Annotated in this window: 17 protein-coding genes; 10 read left to right on the top strand and 7 right to left on the bottom strand. The window is 68.2% G+C overall.

All coding sequences use genetic code 11. The features are described 5' to 3' along the window. Positions 1-182 precede the first annotated feature (182 nt). A complete protein-coding gene (locus OG246_RS07525; RefSeq protein WP_266457680.1) occupies positions 183-890 on the bottom strand; it encodes an SDR family NAD(P)-dependent oxidoreductase in 708 nt (235 codons plus the stop codon). Positions 891-991: 101 nt separating this feature from the next. Here OG246_RS07525 and OG246_RS07520 point away from each other — a divergent pair, with 101 nt between their 5' ends. After that, positions 992-1,828: a helix-turn-helix transcriptional regulator gene (locus OG246_RS07520; RefSeq protein WP_266457677.1), complete on the top strand. Its 837-nt coding sequence runs from the start codon at positions 992-994 to the stop codon at positions 1,826-1,828. A gap of 113 nt (positions 1,829-1,941) precedes the next feature. Here OG246_RS07520 and OG246_RS07515 read toward each other — a convergent pair whose 3' ends face one another. Beyond that, the gene (locus OG246_RS07515) at positions 1,942-4,209 is read right to left on the bottom strand and encodes a (Fe-S)-binding protein (protein ID WP_266457674.1); all 2,268 of its coding nucleotides are present in this window, start codon (positions 4,207-4,209) and stop codon (positions 1,942-1,944) included. Positions 4,210-4,466: 257 nt separating this feature from the next. Here OG246_RS07515 and OG246_RS07510 point away from each other — a divergent pair, with 257 nt between their 5' ends. The 5 genes from OG246_RS07510 (at position 4,467) to OG246_RS07490 (ending at position 9,813) form a co-directional block, all read left to right on the top strand. Continuing rightward, complete coding sequence (locus OG246_RS07510; protein WP_266457671.1) at positions 4,467-5,522, top strand: undecaprenyl/decaprenyl-phosphate alpha-N-acetylglucosaminyl 1-phosphate transferase; 1,056 nt, start codon at positions 4,467-4,469, stop codon at positions 5,520-5,522. A gap of 106 nt (positions 5,523-5,628) precedes the next feature. Further along, positions 5,629-7,476 (top strand): molecular chaperone DnaK, encoded by a 1,848-nt coding sequence (gene dnaK / locus OG246_RS07505; protein ID WP_266457668.1) that lies wholly within the window; start codon positions 5,629-5,631, stop codon positions 7,474-7,476. Beyond that, positions 7,473-8,135 carry a nucleotide exchange factor GrpE gene (grpE, locus tag OG246_RS07500; protein ID WP_266457665.1) on the top strand — a complete coding sequence of 221 codons (663 nt, stop codon included), beginning with the start codon at positions 7,473-7,475 and terminating at the stop codon, positions 8,133-8,135. Before dnaK ends, grpE begins: the two co-directional genes overlap by 4 nt. A gap of 33 nt (positions 8,136-8,168) precedes the next feature. After that, on the top strand, positions 8,169-9,353 hold the full coding sequence (gene dnaJ / locus OG246_RS07495) for a molecular chaperone DnaJ (protein ID WP_266457663.1): 1,185 nt from the start codon (positions 8,169-8,171) through the stop codon (positions 9,351-9,353). A gap of 7 nt (positions 9,354-9,360) precedes the next feature. After that, positions 9,361-9,813, top strand: a complete 453-nt coding sequence (locus OG246_RS07490; RefSeq protein WP_266457660.1) for a helix-turn-helix domain-containing protein — start codon at positions 9,361-9,363, stop codon at positions 9,811-9,813. Positions 9,814-9,890: 77 nt separating this feature from the next. On the opposite strand, the gene OG246_RS07485 is transcribed toward OG246_RS07490, so the two are convergent. Continuing rightward, entirely contained in the window at positions 9,891-12,359 is a 2,469-nt protein-coding gene (locus OG246_RS07485; protein ID WP_266457657.1) for a PA14 domain-containing protein, read from the bottom strand. Positions 12,360-12,376: 17 nt separating this feature from the next. Beyond that, positions 12,377-14,077, bottom strand: coding sequence for a fibronectin type III domain-containing protein (locus OG246_RS07480; protein WP_266457654.1), 1,701 nt, complete (start codon positions 14,075-14,077; stop codon positions 12,377-12,379). Between the two features lie 433 nt (positions 14,078-14,510). On the opposite strand from OG246_RS07480, the gene OG246_RS07475 reads away from it, so the two are divergent. Continuing rightward, positions 14,511-15,095, top strand: coding sequence for a hypothetical protein (locus tag OG246_RS07475; protein WP_266457652.1), 585 nt, complete (start codon positions 14,511-14,513; stop codon positions 15,093-15,095). Positions 15,096-15,208: 113 nt separating this feature from the next. Here OG246_RS07475 and OG246_RS07470 read toward each other — a convergent pair whose 3' ends face one another. Further along, on the bottom strand, positions 15,209-15,922 hold the full coding sequence (locus OG246_RS07470) for a hypothetical protein (RefSeq protein WP_266457649.1): 714 nt from the start codon (positions 15,920-15,922) through the stop codon (positions 15,209-15,211). A 97-nt stretch (positions 15,923-16,019) separates the two neighbouring features. Between OG246_RS07470 and OG246_RS07465 the strand changes: the two genes are divergently transcribed. Then, positions 16,020-16,592 (top strand): transcriptional regulator, encoded by a 573-nt coding sequence (locus OG246_RS07465; RefSeq protein ID WP_266457647.1) that lies wholly within the window; start codon positions 16,020-16,022, stop codon positions 16,590-16,592. 43 nt (positions 16,593-16,635) lie between these two features. Here OG246_RS07465 and OG246_RS07460 read toward each other — a convergent pair whose 3' ends face one another. Both OG246_RS07460 and OG246_RS07455 read right to left on the bottom strand, forming a co-directional pair. Continuing rightward, a complete protein-coding gene (locus OG246_RS07460; RefSeq protein WP_266457644.1) occupies positions 16,636-16,830 on the bottom strand; it encodes a DUF397 domain-containing protein in 195 nt (64 codons plus the stop codon). 11 nt (positions 16,831-16,841) lie between these two features. Further along, positions 16,842-17,723, bottom strand: a complete 882-nt coding sequence (locus OG246_RS07455; RefSeq protein ID WP_266457641.1) for a helix-turn-helix transcriptional regulator — start codon at positions 17,721-17,723, stop codon at positions 16,842-16,844. 254 nt (positions 17,724-17,977) lie between these two features. On the opposite strand from OG246_RS07455, the gene OG246_RS07450 reads away from it, so the two are divergent. Both OG246_RS07450 and OG246_RS07445 read left to right on the top strand, forming a co-directional pair. Beyond that, the gene (locus OG246_RS07450) at positions 17,978-18,409 is read left to right on the top strand and encodes an ATP-binding protein (protein ID WP_266457638.1); all 432 of its coding nucleotides are present in this window, start codon (positions 17,978-17,980) and stop codon (positions 18,407-18,409) included. Positions 18,410-18,540: 131 nt separating this feature from the next. Then, positions 18,541-19,182, top strand: coding sequence for a Uma2 family endonuclease (locus OG246_RS07445; protein ID WP_266457636.1), 642 nt, complete (start codon positions 18,541-18,543; stop codon positions 19,180-19,182). Positions 19,183-19,203: the final 21 nt, after the last annotated feature.

Here is a 19,203-nt window from a genome sequence, read left to right as displayed (position 1 = left end):
CCGCTCCCGTTTCCTCGCACACGCACCATCCATCTCGAACACACCCTCGACAGCAACCTGCACATGATGGCCTTGTTACGGCGGGGAGTTAAGGGGACTGACGTGCGCGGTGGGTCACTTGGGGCTTATCGGCGGACTTGGGTTCCCGAAGGGCTGGAATTCACCAGCCGAAGGGATGGGATTCACCAGGGGATCGGGCCGTCGGCGTCGAAGTAGCCCCCGGTGGGGCCGTCCGGGCGGACCTGGGCCATGCGGACGATGATCTCGGCGCCCTGTTCGACGGTCTGTATCCCGGTGCGGCCGTTCAGGTCGGTCGCGGTGTAGCCCGGCTCGACGCAGTTGATCCGCATCTCCGGGAACGCCTTCGCGTACTGCACGGTGATCAGGTTGACCGCGGTCTTCGAGGCCGGATAGGCGACGCCCGGGTAGGCGTACGTCGGGGTGTCCGGGGCGGTGACGCGGGCCATCGAGGCCAGGCCGCTGCTCACGTTCACCACGACCGGGGCGGCGGACCGGCGCAGCAGCGGCAGGAAGGCGTGGGTGACGCGCACGACGCCGAAGACGTTCGTCTCGAACGTCGACCGCATCAGGTCGGCGGTCACGTCGGCGGCGCCGATCACGGTGTTGTTGTCACCCCGCTCCTCGATGCCCGCGTTGTTGATCAGTACGTCCAGTCCTCCGTCGGCCTCGACGGCCTTCACCGCGGCCGCCACGGAGGCGTCGTCGGTGACGTCGAGCTGGACCGACCGCGTGCCCAGTCGCTCGGCGGCCAGGCGCCCGCGTTCGGCGTCCCGGCTTCCGATGTAAACGGTGTGGCCCGCGGCGACGAGACGGCGGGCGGTCTCGAAGCCGAGACCTTTGTTCGCTCCGGTGATCAGTGTCGTTGTCATGTCTCCACGGTGCGGCGGGGCCGGACGGTCAGCCAGGCGTCCCGTCTTCCTGGGACTGGCAGTACCAGGACGATCCCAGCGGCGCGGTGCACAGTGGATCCATGGCGACCACGGAGTTCGGGCATGCGGTGCGGCGCTGGCGCGACCGGGTCTCCCCGGAGGCGGCCGGGCTGCCAGCCGGCGGCCATCGGCGCGCGGCCGGGCTGCGCCGCGAGGAGCTGGCGCTGCTGGCCGGGATCTCGGTCGACTACGTCACCCGCCTCGAACAGGGCCGCGCGGCCAACCCGTCGGAGCAGGTCGTCGAGGCCCTGGGCAGGGCGCTGCGGCTGTCCGGAGCGGAGCGCGAGCATCTGTTCCATGTCGCCGGGCTCGTACCGCCGGGGCAGGGCACGGTGCCCGCGTTCATCACGCCGAGTGTTCAGCGGTTGCTGGACCGGCTGACCGGGACGCCGGTCGCGGTCAGTGACGCGGCGTGGACGCTGCTGCTCGCCAACCCCCTGTACGTGGCCTTGATGGGCGAGCGGCACGGCAACGAACGCAACGCGGTGTGGCGCAACTTCCTCGGCTCGGGCAACAGCCGCGTCCGCCACACACCCGAGGGGCTGCGCACGCTGGAGGCCGTGCAGGTCGCCGAGCTGCGGGCGACGGCGATCCGTTATCCGGCGGACCAGCGGCTGCGGAAGCTGATCGCGGAACTGCGCGCGAACAGTGCCCGGTTCGCCGAGCTGTGGGAATCGGGCGCCGTGGGCCGGCCCGAGGCGTCGCGCAAGACCATCGATCACCCGCAGGTGGGCCCCCTGACGCTGGACTGCGATGTGCTGAGCGTCGCGGGCAGCGACCTGCGGATCATGATCTACACGGCTGAGCCCGGTACGGAGGACGCCGAACGGATGGCGCTTCTCGGGGTGCTGGGTACGCAGGAACTCAGCGCGTCCTGACGTACGTCCTGAGGTCCTGATGTACGTCCTGACGCCCAGCGAAAACGCCGTAGGGACCGAGTTTCCTCAGCCCCTACGGCGTTCGCGGGCGTACTCCCAACGTACTCCCTAGGTCACTTCACCGGCTCCGGCTCCGGCGTGCTCTCCGCCTCCGCCGTGCCCGCCGGGTCGACCGGCGTCCTGACGGAGTCGAGGAGCAGCTGAGCCACATCCACGACCTGGATGGACTCCTTGGCCTGGCCGTCGTTCTTCTTGCCGTTGACCGAGTCGGTCAGCATGACGAGGCAGAACGGGCAGGCGGTGGAGACGATGTCGGGGTTGAGCGACAGGGCTTCGTCCACGCGCTCGTTGTTGATGCGCTTGCCGATGCGCTCCTCCATCCACATGCGCGCGCCACCGGCGCCGCAGCAGAAGCCGCGCTCCTTGTGGCGGTGCATTTCCTGCTGGCGCAGGCCCGGGACGGCGGACATGATCTCGCGCGGCGGCGAGTAGATCTTGTTGTGGCGGCCGAGGTAGCACGGGTCGTGGTAGGTGATCAGGCCTTCCACCGGGGTCACCGGGATCAGCTTGCCCTCGTCGATGAGGTGCTGGAGCAGCTGGGTGTGGTGGATGACCTCGTAGTCGCCGCCGAGCTGCGGGTACTCGTTGCCGAGCGTGTTCAGGCAGTGCGGGCAGGTGGCGACGATCTTCTTCGCGGACTTCGGCTTCTTGGTGCTCTCGTCCTCGTCGTCCTCGCCGAACGCCATGTTCAGCGCGGCGACGTTCTCCATGCCGAGCTCCTGGAACAGGGGCTCGTTGCCGAGGCGGCGGGCGGAGTCACCGGTGCACTTCTCGTCGCCGCCCATGATCGCGAACTTGACGCCCGCCATGTGGAGGAGCTCCGCGAAGGCCTTGGTGGTCTTCTTGGCGCGGTCCTCGAGGGCGCCCGCGCAGCCGACCCAGTACAGGTAGTCGACCTCGTCGAGGTCCTCGAGGTCCCTGCCGACGACCGGAATCTCGAAGTCGACTTCCTTCGTCCACTCCAGGCGCTGCTTCTTGGCCAGGCCCCAGGGGTTGCCCTTCTTCTCCAGGTTCTTGAGCATCGTGCCGGCCTCGGACGGGAAGGCGGACTCGATCATCACCTGGTAGCGGCGCATGTCGACGATGTGGTCGATGTGCTCGATGTCGACCGGGCACTGCTCGACGCAGGCGCCGCAGGTGGTGCAGGACCACAGGACGTCCGGGTCGATGACGCCGTTCTCTTCGAAGGTGCCGATCAGCGGGCGCTCGGCCTCCGCGAGGGCGGCCGCGGGCACGTCGGCGAGCTGCTCCTTGGTGGCCTTCTCGTTGCCTTCGGCGTCCTTGCCGCCGCCGGCGAGGAGGTAGGGCGCCTTGGCGTGCGCGTGGTCCCGCAGCGACATGATCAGCAGCTTCGGGGACAGCGGCTTGCCGGTGTTCCAGGCGGGGCACTGCGACTGGCAACGCCCGCACTCGGTGCAGGTGGAGAAGTCGAGGATGCCCTTCCAGGAGAACTGCTCGACCTGGCTGACACCGAAGACGTCGTCCTCACCGGGGTCGGTGAAGTCGATGTCCTTGCCGCCGGAGGTCATCGGCAGCAGCGCGCCGAGCGCGGTCGCGCCCTTGGCGTTGCGCTTGAACCAGATGTTCGGGAAGGCGAGGAAGCGGTGCCAGGCGACGCCCATGTCCGTCTTGAGCGCGACCGTGATCATCCAGATGAAGGACGTCCCGATCTTGATCATCGCGGTGAGGTAGATCAGGTTCTGGAGCGTGCTGACGTCCGTGTCCCTGAAGGTGGCGACGATCGGGTACGAGGCGAAGTACGCGGCCTCGTAGTGGTGCACGCCGACGAGGGCGCCCTCCATGCCGCGCAGAGTCATGATCGCGAGGCCGATGATGAGGATGATCGACTCGACGAAGTAGGCCTGGCCGGTGTTGGACCCGGCGAACCGCGACTTCCGGCCGGCGCGGCCGGGGCGGGACAGCTGGCGGATCACGATCAGCGTGAGGATGCCGAGGACCGTCATCAGGCCGATGAACTCGACGAAGACCTCGTACGGCAGCCAGTGCCCGACGATCGGCAGCACCCAGTCGGCCTGGAAGAGCTGCCCGAAGGCGTTCACGAGGGTCGCGATCAGCGAGAAGAAGCCGATGGCGACGAACCAGTGGGCCACACCGACGATGCCCCAGCGGTTCATCCGGGTGTGGCCGAGGAACTCCCTGACCACCGTGACGGTGCGCGCGGTCCAGTCGTCGGTGCGGGTTCCCGCGGGGACGTCCTGGCCGAGCCGTACGAACCGGTAGATCTGCGCGATGGCTCTGCTGAACAGCGCCACGCCGACCACGGCGAGTACCAGCGACACAATGATCGCGGCGAGTTGCATTGGGGGCTCCTCGGGCCTGCGAGGTGTTGCTCCGAGGGTGATCTCGGAGGTGATTGCGGTGATTACTAAGCGGTAACTTATGCAGTCGGTCTGAGACTACCCACTTCTTTCGCCGCACTGTAGCCAGCGGTGCGGTGATCTGCGTCGCTGAGGCTGCCCTGACCGGCGGTGCCTGTTTGTCGGGGTCGCGGATCGACACGTAAACCCGATCGTGTTATCTGCGACACATTTGCGACATTCGGGCCTAAATTAGCTGGGTGTTGTACGGAATCGTCGCCGCCATCGCCGCCCTGCTCCTCACCGCCGCGCTCGCCGCCCTGCTGCGGATGTTCGCCCTGCGCTTCGGGGTGGTCGAGCGGCGGCGGTTGCGGGTGGTTCCGTTGCTGGGCGGGGTGGCGGTGGTCGGGGGGACGGCGCTCGTGGCCGGAGCGGGGGAGTGGACGGACGTTGCTCCGCTGGGGACCGATGCCGGGCGGCTGCTGGTGGCGGGGATCGGGGTCGCGCTGCTCGGCCTTGTCGCCGATCTGCGGGCCGTGCCGCTCGCGGTCCAGGTGGGCGGTGTGGGTCTCGCCGCCGCGCTGACCGTGCCGTACGGCGAACTCGGGCTGCTGGGCGGGGTGTTGGGCGTCGCCTGGATCGTCTTCGTGACGTTCGCCTTCGTCTCGCTCGATCACGCCGACGGGGTGATGGGGACCGTCGGGGTCGTCACCGCCTTCGCGTTGAGCGGGTGTGCGGCGGCCGAGGTCATGGACGGGACGGCGGCGCTGCTGAGTGTGCTGGCGGCGGCGCTCACCGGGTTCCTGATGCAGGGGCGGCCTCCGGCGCGGATCGTGCCGGGGCGGTGCGGGGCGTTGTTCGCCGGGTTCGTGCTGGCCGGGGCGGCGGTGGTTGTCCATGGGGGGCGGGAGACGGGGGCCGGGGTGGCGGCGCTGTTCTCGCTGACGGCTGTGGGGCTTGTGGATCTCGCCCTTGCCGCTCGGGGGCCGGGTGGGCATCTTGCTCATCGGCTTCGGCGGGGCGGGCTGACTTCGCGGGGGGTGATGGTGGTGATCGGTGCGGCGGCTTTCGGTGGGGCGCTCGTTGGTTTGCTCATCGACCTGGGGTGGGTGGGTGCGGGCGCCGCGTGGTGGGTGGCGGGGGTTGCTGCCGTGGTGGTGCTCTTGGGGGGTGTGGGGCCTCTTTCTCGCCCCCGCCGCCCCTACCCATTCCCGTCCCCCGGGGGCTCCGCCCCCAGACCCCCGAACGCCCGAAGGGCTCGTCCTCAAACGCCGGACGGGCTGACTATCCCCAGGTCAGACGCAAGGTGCGCGTAAGAAACAGATAAGAGTTGAGCCTCCTCGACTCAGCTCTGTTGACCACGCGGCGGGCGTCGTGCACACTTGAGTCCGTTCCACTCAAGTCATTGCTGGAGGAATTGAAATGGCACGTGCGGTCGGCATCGACCTGGGCACGACTAACTCCGTCGTCAGCGTTCTGGAGGGCGGCGAGCCCACCGTCATCACCAACGCCGAGGGTGCCAGGACCACGCCGTCCGTCGTCGCCTTCGCGAAGAACGGTGAGGTGCTCGTCGGCGAGGTCGCCAAGCGCCAGGCGGTCACGAACGTGGACCGGACGATCAGGTCCGTGAAGCGTCACATGGGTACGGACTGGAAGATCGAGCTCGACGGGAAGCACTTCAACCCGCAGCAGATGAGCGCCTTCATCCTGCAGAAGCTGAAGCGCGACGCCGAGGCGTACCTGGGCGAGAAGGTCACGGACGCGGTCATCACCGTTCCGGCGTACTTCAACGACTCCGAGCGTCAGGCGACGAAGGAGGCCGGCGAGATCGCGGGCCTGAACGTCCTGCGTATCGTCAACGAGCCGACGGCCGCCGCCCTGGCGTACGGCCTCGACAAGGACGACCAGACGATCCTCGTCTTCGACCTCGGTGGCGGCACCTTCGACGTCTCGCTGCTCGAGATCGGCGACGGCGTCGTCGAGGTGAAGGCCACGAACGGCGACAACCACCTCGGTGGTGACGACTGGGACCAGCGGGTCATGGACTACCTGGTCCAGCAGTTCCGCTCCGGTCACGGCGTGGACCTGGCCAAGGACAAGATGGCCCTCCAGCGCCTCCGTGAGGCTGCCGAGAAGGCCAAGATCGAGCTGTCCTCGTCCACCGAGACCTCGATCAACCTGCCCTACATCACGGCCTCCGCCGAGGGCCCGCTACACCTGGACGAGAAGCTCACGCGCGCCCAGTTCCAGCAGCTGACGGCCGACCTTCTGGAGCGCTGCAAGACGCCGTTCCACAACGTCATCAAGGACGCCGGTATCCAGCTGTCCGAGATCGACCACGTCGTTCTCGTCGGTGGCTCCACCCGTATGCCCGCCGTCGCCGAGCTCGTCAAGGAGCTGACCGGCGGTCAGGACGCCAACAAGGGTGTCAACCCGGACGAGGTCGTCGCCATCGGCGCCGCCCTCCAGGCCGGTGTCCTCAAGGGTGAGGTCAAGGACGTCCTGCTCCTCGACGTGACCCCGCTGTCCCTGGGTATTGAGACCAAGGGCGGCATCATGACGAAGCTCATTGAGCGGAACACGACGATCCCGACCAAGCGGTCCGAGATCTTCACCACCGCCGAGGACAACCAGCCCTCCGTGCAGATCCAGGTCTACCAGGGCGAGCGCGAGATCGCGGCGTACAACAAGAAGCTCGGGATGTTCGAGCTGACCGGCCTGCCGCCGGCCCCGCGTGGTGTCCCGCAGATCGAGGTCGCCTTCGACATCGACGCCAACGGCATCATGCACGTCACGGCCAAGGACCTTGGCACGGGCAAGGAGCAGAAGATGACCGTCACCGGTGGCTCCTCGCTGCCGAAGGACGAGGTCAACCGGATGCGCGAAGAGGCCGAGAAGTACGCGGAGGAGGACCACGCCCGCCGCGAGGCCGCCGAGTCCCGCAACCAGGGCGAGCAGCTCGTCTACCAGACGGAGAAGTTCCTCAAGGACAACGAGGACAAGGTCCCCGGCGAGGTCAAGACCGAGGTCGAGGCCTCCGTCGAGGAGCTGAAGGCCGCGCTCAAGGGCGAGGACACCGCCGAGATCCGCACCGCCACCGAGAAGGTCGCCGCGGTCTCGCAGAAGCTCGGCCAGGCGATGTACGCCGACGCCAACGCCGCACAGGCCGCGGGTGACGCCCCCGGTGCCGAGGCGCCGAGGTCCGACGACGACGTGGTCGACGCGGAGATCGTCGACGAGGACCGTGACCGCAAGGACGGTGCCGCGTGACGGAGGAGACCCCGGGCTTCGAAGAGAAGCCTGACGTCCCTTCCGGCGCCACCCCTGACGACGCCGAGTCGGCGGCCGCCCCTTCGGGGGCGGCCCCGGCCGGGGACGAATCAGCAGCAGCACAGGCACAACTGGCCGGTCTGACGGCCCAGCTGGACCAGGTGCGCACGGCGCTCGGTGAGCGCACGGCGGACCTCCAGCGGCTCCAGGCCGAGTACCAGAACTACCGCCGCCGGGTCGAGCGCGACCGGATCGCGGTCAAGGAGGTCGCCATCGCGAACCTCCTGACCGAGCTCCTCCCCGTGCTCGACAACATCAACCGCGCGCGGGACCACGGCGAACTGGTCGGCGGCTTCAAGTCGGTGGCCGAGTCGCTGGAGTCCGTCGCGGCGAAGATGGGACTTCAGCAGTTCGGCAAGGAGGGCGAGCCCTTCGACCCGATGATCCACGAGGCCCTGATGCACTCGTACGCGCCGGACGTCACGGAGACGACGTGCGTGGCGATTCTGCAGCCGGGGTATCGCTTCGGCGAGCGCACCATCCGCCCCGCGCGGGTGGCCGTCGCCGAGCCCCAGCCCGGTGCGCAGCCCGTCAAGTCCGAGGACACGGCGGCCGACGCGGCGGACGACAAGGAGAGCGGTGGCCCGGACGAGGGCTGACGTTGAACGTATGAGAGAGGAGGGACGTCGAGGATGAGCACCAAGGACTTCATCGAGAAGGACTACTACAAGGTCCTCGGCGTCCCCAAGGACGCCACCGAGGCCGAGATCAAGAAGGCGTACCGGAAGCTCGCCCGCGAGTTCCACCCGGACGCCAACAAGGGCAACGCCAAGGCGGAGGAGCGCTTCAAGGAGATCTCCGAGGCGAACGACATCCTCGGGGACCCCAAAAAGCGCAAGGAGTACGACGAGGCACGCGCCCTCTTCGGCAACGGCGGCTTCCGTCCGGGCCCCGGTGCCGGCGGCGGCAACTTCAACTTCGACCTGGGTGACCTCTTCGGAGGCGGCACCCAGGGCGGCGGTCCGCAGGGCGGCGGCTTCGGCGGCGGGATCGGCGACGTGTTCGGCGGGCTGTTCAACCGCGGCGGCGCGACCACCGGCACCCGTACGCAGCCCCGGCGCGGCCAGGACATCGACACCGAGGTGACGCTCAGCTTCACCGAGGCGGTGGACGGCGCGACGGTTCCGCTGCGGATGACCTCCCAGGCGCCCTGCAAGGCCTGTTCGGGCACCGGCGACGCGAACGGCACACCCCGCGTGTGCCCGACGTGCGTCGGCACCGGCCAGGTCGCCCGGGGCTCCGGCGGCGGGTTCTCCCTCACCGACCCCTGCCCCGACTGCAAGGGCCGCGGTCTGATCGCGGAGACCCCCTGCGAGGTCTGCAGCGGCAGCGGCCGCGCCAAGTCCTCGCGCACGATGCAGGTCCGTATCCCGGCCGGCGTCAGCGACAACCAGCGCATCCGCCTCCGCGGCAAGGGCGCCCCCGGTGAACGGGGCGGCCCCGCGGGCGACTTGTACGTCACCGTCCACGTCGACGCCCACCCGGTCTTCGGCCGCAAGGGCGACAACCTCACCGTCACCGTTCCCGTCACCTTCGCGGAGGCGGCCCTCGGCGGCGAGGTCAAGGTGCCCACCCTGGGCGGACCCGCGGTGACCCTGAAGCTGCCGCCGGGCACGCCCAACGGCCGCACCATGCGCGCCCGCGGCAAGGGCGCGGTCCGCAAGGACGGCACCCGCGGAGACCTGCTGGTCACCGTCGAGGTGTCGGTCCCCACGGACGTGTCGGGCAAGGCTCGTGACGCCCTGGAGGCGTATCGCGAGGCGACCGCGGGAGAGGACCCGCGGGCGGAGCTGTTCCAGGCCGCGAAGGGAGCATGAGGACGCCATGGATGGAACCGGCCGTCGACGCAACCCGTACGAACTGACCGAGGAGACGCCGGTCTACGTCATCTCGGTGGCGGCCCAGCTCTCCGGCCTGCACCCGCAGACCCTGCGTCAGTACGACCGCCTCGGCCTGGTCTCTCCCGACCGCACGGCCGGGCGCGGCCGGCGCTACTCTGCCCGCGACATCGAACTGCTGCGCGCCGTCCAGGCGTTGTCGCAGGACGAGGGCATCAACCTCGCCGGTATCAAGCGCATCATCGAGCTGGAGAACCAGGTCGCCGCGCTCCAGCAGCGCGTCGCCGAACTCCAGTCGGCGGTGGACGGCGCGGCAGCCGCGATGCAGCAGCGCGAGGCGGCCGTCCATGCCTCGTACCGGCGTGACCTGGTTCCGTACCAGGAGGTTCAGCAGACGAGTGCGCTGGTGGTGTGGCGGCCGAAGCGGTCGCCCGAGTAGCCGTCGGCACAACTGCGTGAAGGGGCCCGGAGGTTGAACCTCCGGGCCCCTTCGTCGTACGCGGCACTCCGCTCGGGTCAGAACCAGCTGGCCCAGATCCCGTACGCCTCGCTCCGCACGGTCTCCTCGACCCCCTCGGGGCTGATGTACACCACGCGGTAGTAGTAGAGGCCCAGACGGTCCGCGTACACGGTCGTGTCCGTGGAGGACACGGGCCACGAGTCGCTCACCACCCCCGCGTCGAGCGTGGACCATGCCCCGCCGGCCGGGTCCCACCGCTCCACCCGGTAGTCGTAACCCAGGTACACCGTGCAGGGAACGGTCGAGAACAGGCTGTCGTTGCAGCTCCGGTAGAGGTTCGGGTACGGGGCCTCGCCGACCCCGGTGCCCGTCCATCCCGGTGGCCGGGTGTCGGGCAGGGTGACCCGCACGTCCACCGGGTGGTAGCTCATCGGGATGTACTCCGACTCGTCGTAGTCCTCCACGCCCGCGTCCGTGCCCGGCTGGTAGTCGTACCCGACGACCCGGTACACGTGCTCCTTCCCGTCGGGGACGGTCGCGCACAGGATCTCGGTCTCGCCCAGGGAGTCCCCGCCCCAGCAGTTGCGCTTCCAGACCGTCTCGCCGGTGTCCGGATCGGTGCTGCCCTGCCACACCAGGTATCCCTGGACCGGGTCGGGGTCGTCGGTCGGGGCCGTCCAGGTGAGCCGCACACCCATCGGGATCCGCTCCGCCGTCAGGTCGGTGACGGGCCCTGGCCGCAGGGTGTCCGGCGTGGTGGCCGTTGCCGAGGCCGTGCTGGGCTCCGAGGCATGCCCGTAGGAGTCGACCGCGATGACGCGGTACTCGTAGGCGGTCTCGGACTCGCCGGAGGCGTCCAGGCAGGAGGAGATGGCGGTGGGGCTGCCCTTCGCGTAGGCGGGGTCGGTGCCGGAGGCCCAGGAGAAGGTGTACGTGTACGGGGATTCGAGCGTCCCGCTGTCGGGCGACATGTGGGAGACGCACTGGTCCACGACGGTGCTGGTCCCGGTCGTGGTGTCCGTCCGCAGGATCCGGAAGGAGGATCGCGTGCTGTCGTCGATCCCCCAGGGGTCGGAGGTGCGCCAGTCCAACTGCACGCCCCATTTGCCGTACGCGGCCGCGGTCACCTGATGGGCGGTGACGGGCTCCGGCCGTTCCGCCAGGACGAGTTCGACCTCCGCCGGCGCGGCGGCGTTACCGGCCGCGTCCACCGCCCGGACCACGTACCGGTAGGAGTCGGAGACGGCCAGCCGCTGCATCGGGACGACGTCCGTCGCGGTCGTCGTGGTGACCGTCGTACCCGTGCTCGCGGCCAGGGCGTCGAGGTACCCGCCGGTGGACGGGACGTACTGCAGTACCTGGTACGAGGCGGCCCCGTCAGCGGGCGACCACACCAGGTGGGGAACTCCCGACTCGTACTCGATGCGGGCGTCGGTGACGGGTGCCGGCGGCGTCAGGTCGGAGGTGGTGACCGTGGTGGCGGCCGAGTACGCAGACCAGTTCCCGGCGGCGTCACGGGCCCGCCCGCGGTAGGTGACCTTGCTGCCGTCCAAGCGGTACCCGGTGTCGCAGATCGCGCCCTTGGCACCGGAGTAGATGGTGCTCCAGGCGCCGGTGGCCGCGTTCAGCCGCTGCATCTCGTACCAGGCGATGTCGGCCTTGTTCTCCGCGGTGGTGACGAGCTGCGGGGCCGCGTAGGGCTCGAGGGACGCGCACGCGTCCATCTCGACGAACGGCGCGGCCGGCGGGGTCTTGTCCACGGTGGTGACGAGCTTGTCGGCGGTTCCGGCCGAGGAGTTGCCCGCCTTGTCGTAGGCGCGGACCTCGTAGTAGTACGTCTTGCCCGTCTTCGGCAGGGTCGTGTCGGTGTACGAGGTGGCGGTCGTGGTGGTGAGCTTGGTCCAGGTTGTGCTGCCCTGAAGGCGCCGGTAGACGCGGTAGCTCGCGAGATCCAGCTCTTTGTTCTTGGACCAGGTGAGCTTGGCCTTGCCGGTGGTCTTGTCGTACGTGACTGCTGTGCCCGTCGGGGTGAGGGGCTTGACCTTGTCGACGGTGGCCGTGGTGCGGGGGGTGTAGGCGAACTTGACGTTCGCGGTGCCGGTCCAGTTGACGTAGTCGACGCGGAGGGTGTGCTTGCCCTTGGGGACGGTGACGTTGACGGTCTTCTTCACCGTGGACGACACGTTCTTCCAGATGTCGACCTTGCGGGTGCCGTCGAGGTAGACGCGGATGCCGTCCTGGGTGGAGATGGGGAGGGCGAAGGGGCCGCCGGAGCCGAAGTCGCGGGTGACGGTCCAGCGGACGCCGAACTTGTCCTTCGGGAGACCGGAGACGGGAGCTCCGGACCCCCAGTTCTGGTCGATCGCGCTGTCGCAGTCCGTCTTCTTCGCCGTGCCGGAGAAGGTGGTGTTGGCGAAGAACTGCCGCTTGTAGACCGGCGAGGTGCAGGTCGTAGCGGCGGAGGCGGAGCCGGCTGCTGCGGTGAGCAGGCTGCCCGCCGTGGTGAGCACGAGGGCAGTTGCCATCGTGCGGATGGTGCGGGTCACTCGGTGATCTCCGGTTCGATGACGGTGACGTAGGAGAAGTCCTCGCCAGTGCTGAAAAGGGAGTTGCCGGCCTTGTCCACGGCGAGGACGGCCCAGCGGGCGGTCTCGCCCTGCCCCTCGAGGAACTCGTGGACGTAGTAGGGCGGCTCGTCGTCGCTCCAGGGCTGAGACACCTCGTACCACCACTTCACGTACTGCCAGACGCCGTCGACCTGTACGCCCCGGTAGATGGCGTAGTGATCGACGTCCTCCTCGGAGCTGCGCTGCCAGGTCAGTTCGAGGTTGCCGTTGGGGGCCAGGTAGCCCCGCAGTCCTGCGACGGGCGCCGGGGAGAGCCCGGTCGCCGGTGCGGTGGCCGTCGCGGGTGCGGACGCCACGGACTCGTTGCCCACGATGTCCACGGCGGTCACCGTGTACGCGTACGCCGTGCCCTGGCGGACCTCGGTGTCGGTGAAGGAGGTCTGCGTGGCGCGGATCTGCTCCACGAGCCTCCCCTTCCTGTAGATCCGGTAGCTCCACAGATCCTCGGTGAAGGGGGTGGTCGGGGCCCGCCACGTCAGCGCGATGCCGTTGGCCACCGTCGTGCCCGCCAGGCCGGTGGGCGCCGAGGGCGCGTGGTCGCCGCGTCCGAGGAAGACGGGCGCCGACTTGGCGGACAGGTTGCCCGCACTGTCGACCGCCGTGACCCAGTAGGAGTAGGACAGGTACTCCCTGGCCGTGGCATCGATCCAAGAGGCGGACGCCACCGTCGCCACCTTCACCGTCGGCTCGTCGTTGCCGTCGGTCTCCCAGCGTCGGTGGACGACGTAACTCGCCGCGCCCGGCACGGCGTTCCAGGTCAGCGAGATCCCCGGCTGCTCGTCTACCGCCGTGACCCCGGTGGGAACCGCAGGCGCGGTCTTGTCGGGTGTAGCGACCGACCGGTCGGCGCTGCCCGTCGACTCGTTGCCCGCTTTGTCGATGGCGCGGACCTCATAGAAGTACGTGTCGCCGTTGGCGGGCGGGGTGTTGGTGTACGAGGTGGCAGTCGTGGTGGTGAGCTTGGTCCAGGTTGTGCTGCCCTGAAGGCGCCGGTAGACGCGGTAGCTCGCGAGATCCAGCTCTTTGTTCTTGGACCAGGTGAGCTTGGCTTTGCCGGTGGTCTTGTCGTACGTGACCGCTGTGCCCGTCGGGGTGAGGGGCTTGACCTTGTCGACGGTGGCCGAAGTCCTGGGCGTGTAGGCGAACTTGACGTTCGCGGTGCCGGTCCAGTTGACGTAGTCGACGCGGAGGGTGTGCGTGCCCTTGGGGATGGTGATGTTGACGGTCTTCTTCACCGTGGTCGAGACGTTCTTCCAGATGTCGACCTTGCGGGTGCCGTCGAGGTAGACGCGGATGCCGTCCTGGGTGGCGACGGGGAGGGCGAAGGGGCCGCCGGAGCCGAAGTCGCGTGTCACCGTCCAGCGGACGCCGAAGTTGTTGGTCGGCAGGCCGGAGGCGGGCGCACCCGTGCCCCAGTTCTGGTCGATGGCCGTATCGCAGTCGGTCTTCTTCGGCGTACCGGAGAAGGTGGTGTTCGCGAAGAACTGCCGTTTGTAGACCGGTGATGCGCAACTCGTCGCGGCGGAGGCGGAGTTGGCGGCCACGAGCAGGCCGGCCGCGGTGATGAGCACGACGGCGCCGGCGACCGCGGCCGTCGTGGGTCTCGCTGGGTTCATGCGTTCCTTCGCTCCTGATCGTCAACGGCGGGCAAAGCCGTTGACGATCAGGACTCGTGAGGACGCGGCTTGGTTGTACGGATCTTTGCGCGCGTTTGACCGTCAGGCCGCCGGGGGTCGCCGACACCTCAGGGGGACAGTGCGGACTCCGCGCCGGGCGAGGCCGCGTTCAGTGCCCGCACCTTGTACGCGTGGGGCATGTCGGCCGTCGCGGCCTTGTCTTGTTTGTGTTAGCGAATGGTCATGATTGTCATTGATCGATCGCGGCGATGTGTCGATTCGCCAACATGCCTGATGGGCAAGGCTATTCGACGCTACGCCGGATTTCGTTCGAACCCGGAAATCTTCTTGCGCGTCGCTAATGCGACTGCTTCTATTTGGCCGTGCCCCGACAAGTTGTTCGGGGCATGGATCACCAAACGGGGAGTTTGCATTGAACAAGCGACTGACGGCGACCATGGCCACGACCGGTATCGCAGCCCTGCTGATGGTGGGCTTGCCGGCCGGTGTGGCCAGCGCCGCGCCGATCATCTGTGAGCCCGGCTACAAGCACGCCACCTGGACCTCGCTGTCGTCGGCGTGGGTCATCACCCACGCCAAGCAGATCAACATCCCTCAGGACGGCACCGGCAAGTACACGAAGTCGGCCACCTATCGCTCGACCGTGAGCTCCGGCCGTGAGATCACCGCCGGTGCCAGCTACTCGGCGCAGTGGGTCATCTCCAGCATGGACGCCCATGTCTCCGGCACTCTGACCAAGGCCGGGGAGAAGACGAAGGAGACCAGTGAGTCGGTCGAGTTCAACTTCAACAAGTCCGGCACGTATGTCGTCTTCAGCGGAGTGAAGAAGGCCTCCGGCTACTGGGAGGCCAAGACCTGCAACGGCAGCGGGACCGGCTACGGCAAGACGGCGTACGGCAAGGCCCGCAGCTGGAGCGTCCAGACCGAGGGCGGCGTGAAGTGCACCGAGGCACCGGCCAGGGGTACCGCCAAGAAGGCGGCCAAGGCTTACTGCTGACGGTTGGTGGATGAGAGTTCCGCTATCGCGCCTCGCCGGATTCGTCCGGCGGGGCGCGGTGCGGCGAGGGCGCCCGTGGGTCACAGGTACCGGCAATGACTCACCGAACCGGCCTACACGTAGGGCCGGATGGCCACCGTGACATCCATGTCGAAGGCGTTCGCCCCCGCCTCGGACGGCAGGCCCAGGGCCCGGTCGAGTGTGCGGCGCAGGGGGCCGCAGCCACTGGTGCCCGGGGCGGCGAACTCTGTGTCCTGGGCGCCGAAGGTGACGATCAGGGGATCCGTGGATATCACCCGGGTGGGATCGGTGTCCTTGAGTACGAGGTGGACCGCGTCCTCATCGCTGCCCACTGAGCAGTGCGACGACGGCCGGGTCGGCACCCCGTGCGCCGTGCCTATGGCGAACTTGATGTCGAACTCGCCGCGCCGGGTGTCGTCGGACAGGAAGTCCGAGTAGCCGCCGTACTGCGGAGTCAGGGTCAACGGGGTGCCTCCCACCCGGATCGGCGCAGCGGTCATCTTCCCGAAGACCTGGCGGAATTCACCGTCCACACGGCCTTCCGCAAAGGTGATCGTCATGGGTTCGGTGAGCGGCTCGTCGACGGCGCCCATGCGCAGGTGTCCCGTTGCGTGCATGACCTCGCAGCGCCAGGTCCCGGGGTCCGCACCCGCGGGCAGCTCGCCGGCGGTCGGGCAGGCGGAGAAGTCGAACTCGGGCGGATCTGCTGCCCGTTCAGCTCCGTGTGCGGGTGCGGCGCCCAGGGCGAGTGCGGCAAGCAGGGCCCCCGCGGCAGCACTCGTGAAGCGGTGGACTGTGCGATTCAAGGTCTCTCGGTTCGGTGTCACGCATCCAGCATTGCAGAGATTTCTCTGCAGAGAAAGGTCTGCAGAGAAATTGCTGCGATCCGGATAGACTGCCGCCATGACGGAAGAGCGCGGAGTGGAAGCCACGGATCGGCGCACGGTCGACAGTCCCGAGGTGCTCAAGGCCCTCGCGCACCCCCTGCGCCTGCGCATCCTGCGCCACCTCGGCACGGCGGGCCCGGCCACCTCGACCACGCTGGCCGCCGCCCTCGGCGAAAACACCGGGACGCTCAGCTATCACCTGCGCATGCTGGAGCGCAGTGGCCTCATCGAGGACATCCCTGAGCGCTCCACCGGGCGTGAGCGCTGGTGGCGCGGGGTGCGCGGCCTCGACATCCGCAGGCCGCCGCAGGAGGAGCTGACGGAGGCCGAGCGTGCCATGTCGGCCGAGCTGGATCGCATGAGGATGGAGGAGGACGTCGAACTGGCCCGGCAGTTCACCGCCGGACAGGCGGAGTCCGAGGGTTGGATGCGGGGTTCACGCAGCCTCATCCATCTCACCAAGGGTGAGCTGGACGCCTTCCATGACGACTATCTGGCGCTGCTCGCGCGCTATGCCCGCGGCCCCGAGGATGCCCCCGACGACGCGCGACCCGTACTCCTGCGTTGGTTCGGCCTGCCTGCCGATTGACCGGCGGCCGGCCCGCGGACTTGTCCGATCACCGTCGGCACGATCAGCGCTGAGGCGGGTTCGTCCTCTTGATGTGCCGGAGCAGCGCGGCGAGGCCCCGCGGGGCGGTGTGGAGGATGTCGTCCGGGGTGTCGCTCTCGCGGAGGTGGAGGGTTCCGTCGGGGGCGGTGGCTATGTTGAGGCACTCGCCTTCTGGGCCGCCGCTGAACGTTGACTTCTGCCAGTTCAGTTCGGGCATCGGGGGCCTCCCTAGAGCGTGTAGAGAACGTGCTGGATGAGCGCCAGCGAGTCCTTCACAGAGTGTGCATCTGGGGCCAACGATACGTCGATGGGGGCGAGGGCGTTCTCGGCCAGGTGCTGGAACAGGTCCTCGTACCGGTCCAGGCTCGGCCTGTCGCCCAAGTACTGGAGTCCGACGGGCTGTTCGAGCAGGACGGTGCCCAACTCCGGGTGTCCTGGGATGACGTGGACGAAGTTGCCGCTGAGTGCCGCGTACGCCTGGGCGCTGAACGGATAGATCTGGATGGTGACGTTGGGCAGGCGCGCGAGTTCCACGAGGTGCAGCAGCTGATCGCGAACCACCTTGGCTCCGCCGAACCGCATGTGCAGGGCGGACTCATGGATCACCGCGTGCACGGAGGGCGGATTCTCGCGGGTGAGTACCTGCTGCCGTTCCATGCGGAACTCCAGGGCGCCTGCGCTGCGTTCGAAGCCCAGGCCAGGGCTGGTGAAGATGGCTCGCGCGTAGTCGGCGGTCTGGAAGAGCCCCGGGATGAACAGTGACTGGTGCATCCGAAGGGTGGTGCAATCCGCCTCCAGTTCTGCGGTGTTGAGGGCGTCGAGTCCTCGGCGTTTCTTGTACGCACTCCACCATCCTCTACCGGTTGCCTCGGACGTGGCGACGAGGGCCTCGATATACGTCGTATCTGTACATCCGTAGAGGTGGCAGAGCTCGCGGAGTCGTCCGGTCAGGATGCTCGTCTTCGCGGTTTCGATCTGGCTCAACTGAACACGGCCCATGTTGATCCGCTCAGCTGCTTCTCCTGCGGTCAATCCCGCCTTCTCGCGCAGGTGTTTGAGTTCGAAACCGAGGCGCCGTTGACGCTCGCTGATGGTGGTGCGAAGTCCCACGTGACTCTCCTTGCCGACTTCCCCGAAGTCTGCCCTGATCGCGGGAGTTGGTCCACCGATAGTGGCGATTAGGTTGTTCATGAAAGCCCATCTGCCCTACCGTGAGTGTGAAGCCGGTGACTCACCGGAATCAACCAACTCCCCCTGCCCACAAGCCGACAGAGCACCCGCCCCTCCCACCAGGAGCGCGCGGACAGAGCCATCGCAGGGCACGGGCCAGCCACCCCCCACCCCCACGACGGGAGCCGACCCCCATGGACCCTGCCCGCCGCGCAGCCCACCGCCCCGCCCAACTCACCCACGAATACAGCCTGTTCGCCCCCGCGGACGCCACCGCACCCCGCGTTTGCCGGGACTTCGTACGCGCCGTCCTGTTCACCCACGACCGCGAACCCCTCGTCATGCCCGCCGCCCTGTGCACCTCGGAACTCGTCACCAACGTCCACCTGCACACCAAGGGCACCGCAATGGTCCGTATCCGCCTGACCCCCGCCCGACTCCACGTGAGCGTCTTCGACGAGAGCCCTGATCCACCGGTTGTGGCGCACCCCGTGGCGGGTGCCGTCGCCTGTTGGGGGCGTGGGCTAGCCCTGGTGGAGGAGGTGGCTGACATGTGGGGCGTCGCGGCTGAGCGGGCGGGGCGGTATGCGAAGGGGGTGTGGTTCGAACTGGGGTTGGCGGGCTGAGTCGTTTCCGCAGGTGAGCCCATATGGCTGCCTACCGTGACGGCGTTGCTTGTGCCTCAACGACGCCAAGCCCACACTTGAGGAGGAGGTGCCGCACCTTGACCGCTCTTGCGCACGAGAGGCCCGAGACCATGCCTGAGACCAGGACCGAGTCCGAGCCCACCCCGTCGCCCACCCCGTCCGTTTCAGAGTTGGACGAGGTCCTGTGGCAGGCATGGAAGGCCATGGAACTCCCCGAGGGCTACCGCGCTGAGATCATCGAGGGAGCCATCGAGGTGTCACCCACCGGCCGCTATTCGCACAGCGAGATCATCTACCAGCTCAAGGAGGCGCTGGGGGAGTTCCTGAGGGGTGGGGACTTCGCCACCCGGAACGACACGAACATCTTTCACCACGGCGGCGCGTGGGTGCCCGACCTGTTCGTCACGGTCAGGGATACGGAGCGCTACGTAACGGATGATGGCCTCGGGCTCACTGCTGCGGCAGTTCGACTCGTCGTTGAGGTCGTCTCCCCAGGCAAGCGCAACCAGGACCGCGACCGCGTGAAGAAGCGCCGGGAGTACGCCCGTGCGAGCATCCCCGTCTACGTCATCATCGATGACTACGACGACCAGGGCACCGTAACCGTCCTCACCGAACCCCGCCCCGAGAAGGCCGACTGGGTGGGCGTGCACCGAGTGTCGTACGGCACCGAGGTCACCATCCCCGAAGGGCCCGCCAAGGGCTTCGCCATCACGGAGGCGATCACGGGGCCTGCGAGGTCGGGGAAGTAGCGAGGGGGCCGTCACTGTCCG

It is taken from the genome of Streptomyces sp. NBC_00620, from assembly GCF_026341825.1.
Taxonomy (GTDB): domain Bacteria; phylum Actinomycetota; class Actinomycetes; order Streptomycetales; family Streptomycetaceae; genus Streptomyces.
This window is presented reverse-complemented; position numbering and strand designations above follow the sequence as displayed.

Excerpts from the sequence above, each read along its gene's own strand:
- OG246_RS07525 (WP_266457680.1), bottom strand. The coding sequence starts at position 890 with ATGACAACGACACTGATCACCGGAGCGAACAAAGGTCTCGGCTTCGAG.
- OG246_RS07520 (WP_266457677.1), top strand. The coding sequence starts at position 992 with ATGGCGACCACGGAGTTCGGGCATGCGGTGCGGCGCTGGCGCGACCGG.
- OG246_RS07515 (WP_266457674.1), bottom strand. The coding sequence starts at position 4,209 with ATGCAACTCGCCGCGATCATTGTGTCGCTGGTACTCGCCGTGGTCGGC.
- dnaK (WP_266457668.1), top strand. The coding sequence starts at position 5,629 with ATGGCACGTGCGGTCGGCATCGACCTGGGCACGACTAACTCCGTCGTC.
- dnaJ (WP_266457663.1), top strand. The coding sequence starts at position 8,169 with ATGAGCACCAAGGACTTCATCGAGAAGGACTACTACAAGGTCCTCGGC.
- OG246_RS07490 (WP_266457660.1), top strand. The coding sequence starts at position 9,361 with ATGGATGGAACCGGCCGTCGACGCAACCCGTACGAACTGACCGAGGAG.
- OG246_RS07485 (WP_266457657.1), bottom strand. The coding sequence starts at position 12,359 with ATGGCAACTGCCCTCGTGCTCACCACGGCGGGCAGCCTGCTCACCGCA.
- OG246_RS07480 (WP_266457654.1), bottom strand. The coding sequence starts at position 14,077 with ATGAACCCAGCGAGACCCACGACGGCCGCGGTCGCCGGCGCCGTCGTG.
- OG246_RS07465 (WP_266457647.1), top strand. The coding sequence starts at position 16,020 with ATGACGGAAGAGCGCGGAGTGGAAGCCACGGATCGGCGCACGGTCGAC.
- OG246_RS07460 (WP_266457644.1), bottom strand. The coding sequence starts at position 16,830 with ATGCCCGAACTGAACTGGCAGAAGTCAACGTTCAGCGGCGGCCCAGAA.
- OG246_RS07450 (WP_266457638.1), top strand. The coding sequence starts at position 17,978 with ATGGACCCTGCCCGCCGCGCAGCCCACCGCCCCGCCCAACTCACCCAC.
- OG246_RS07445 (WP_266457636.1), top strand. The coding sequence starts at position 18,541 with ATGCCTGAGACCAGGACCGAGTCCGAGCCCACCCCGTCGCCCACCCCG.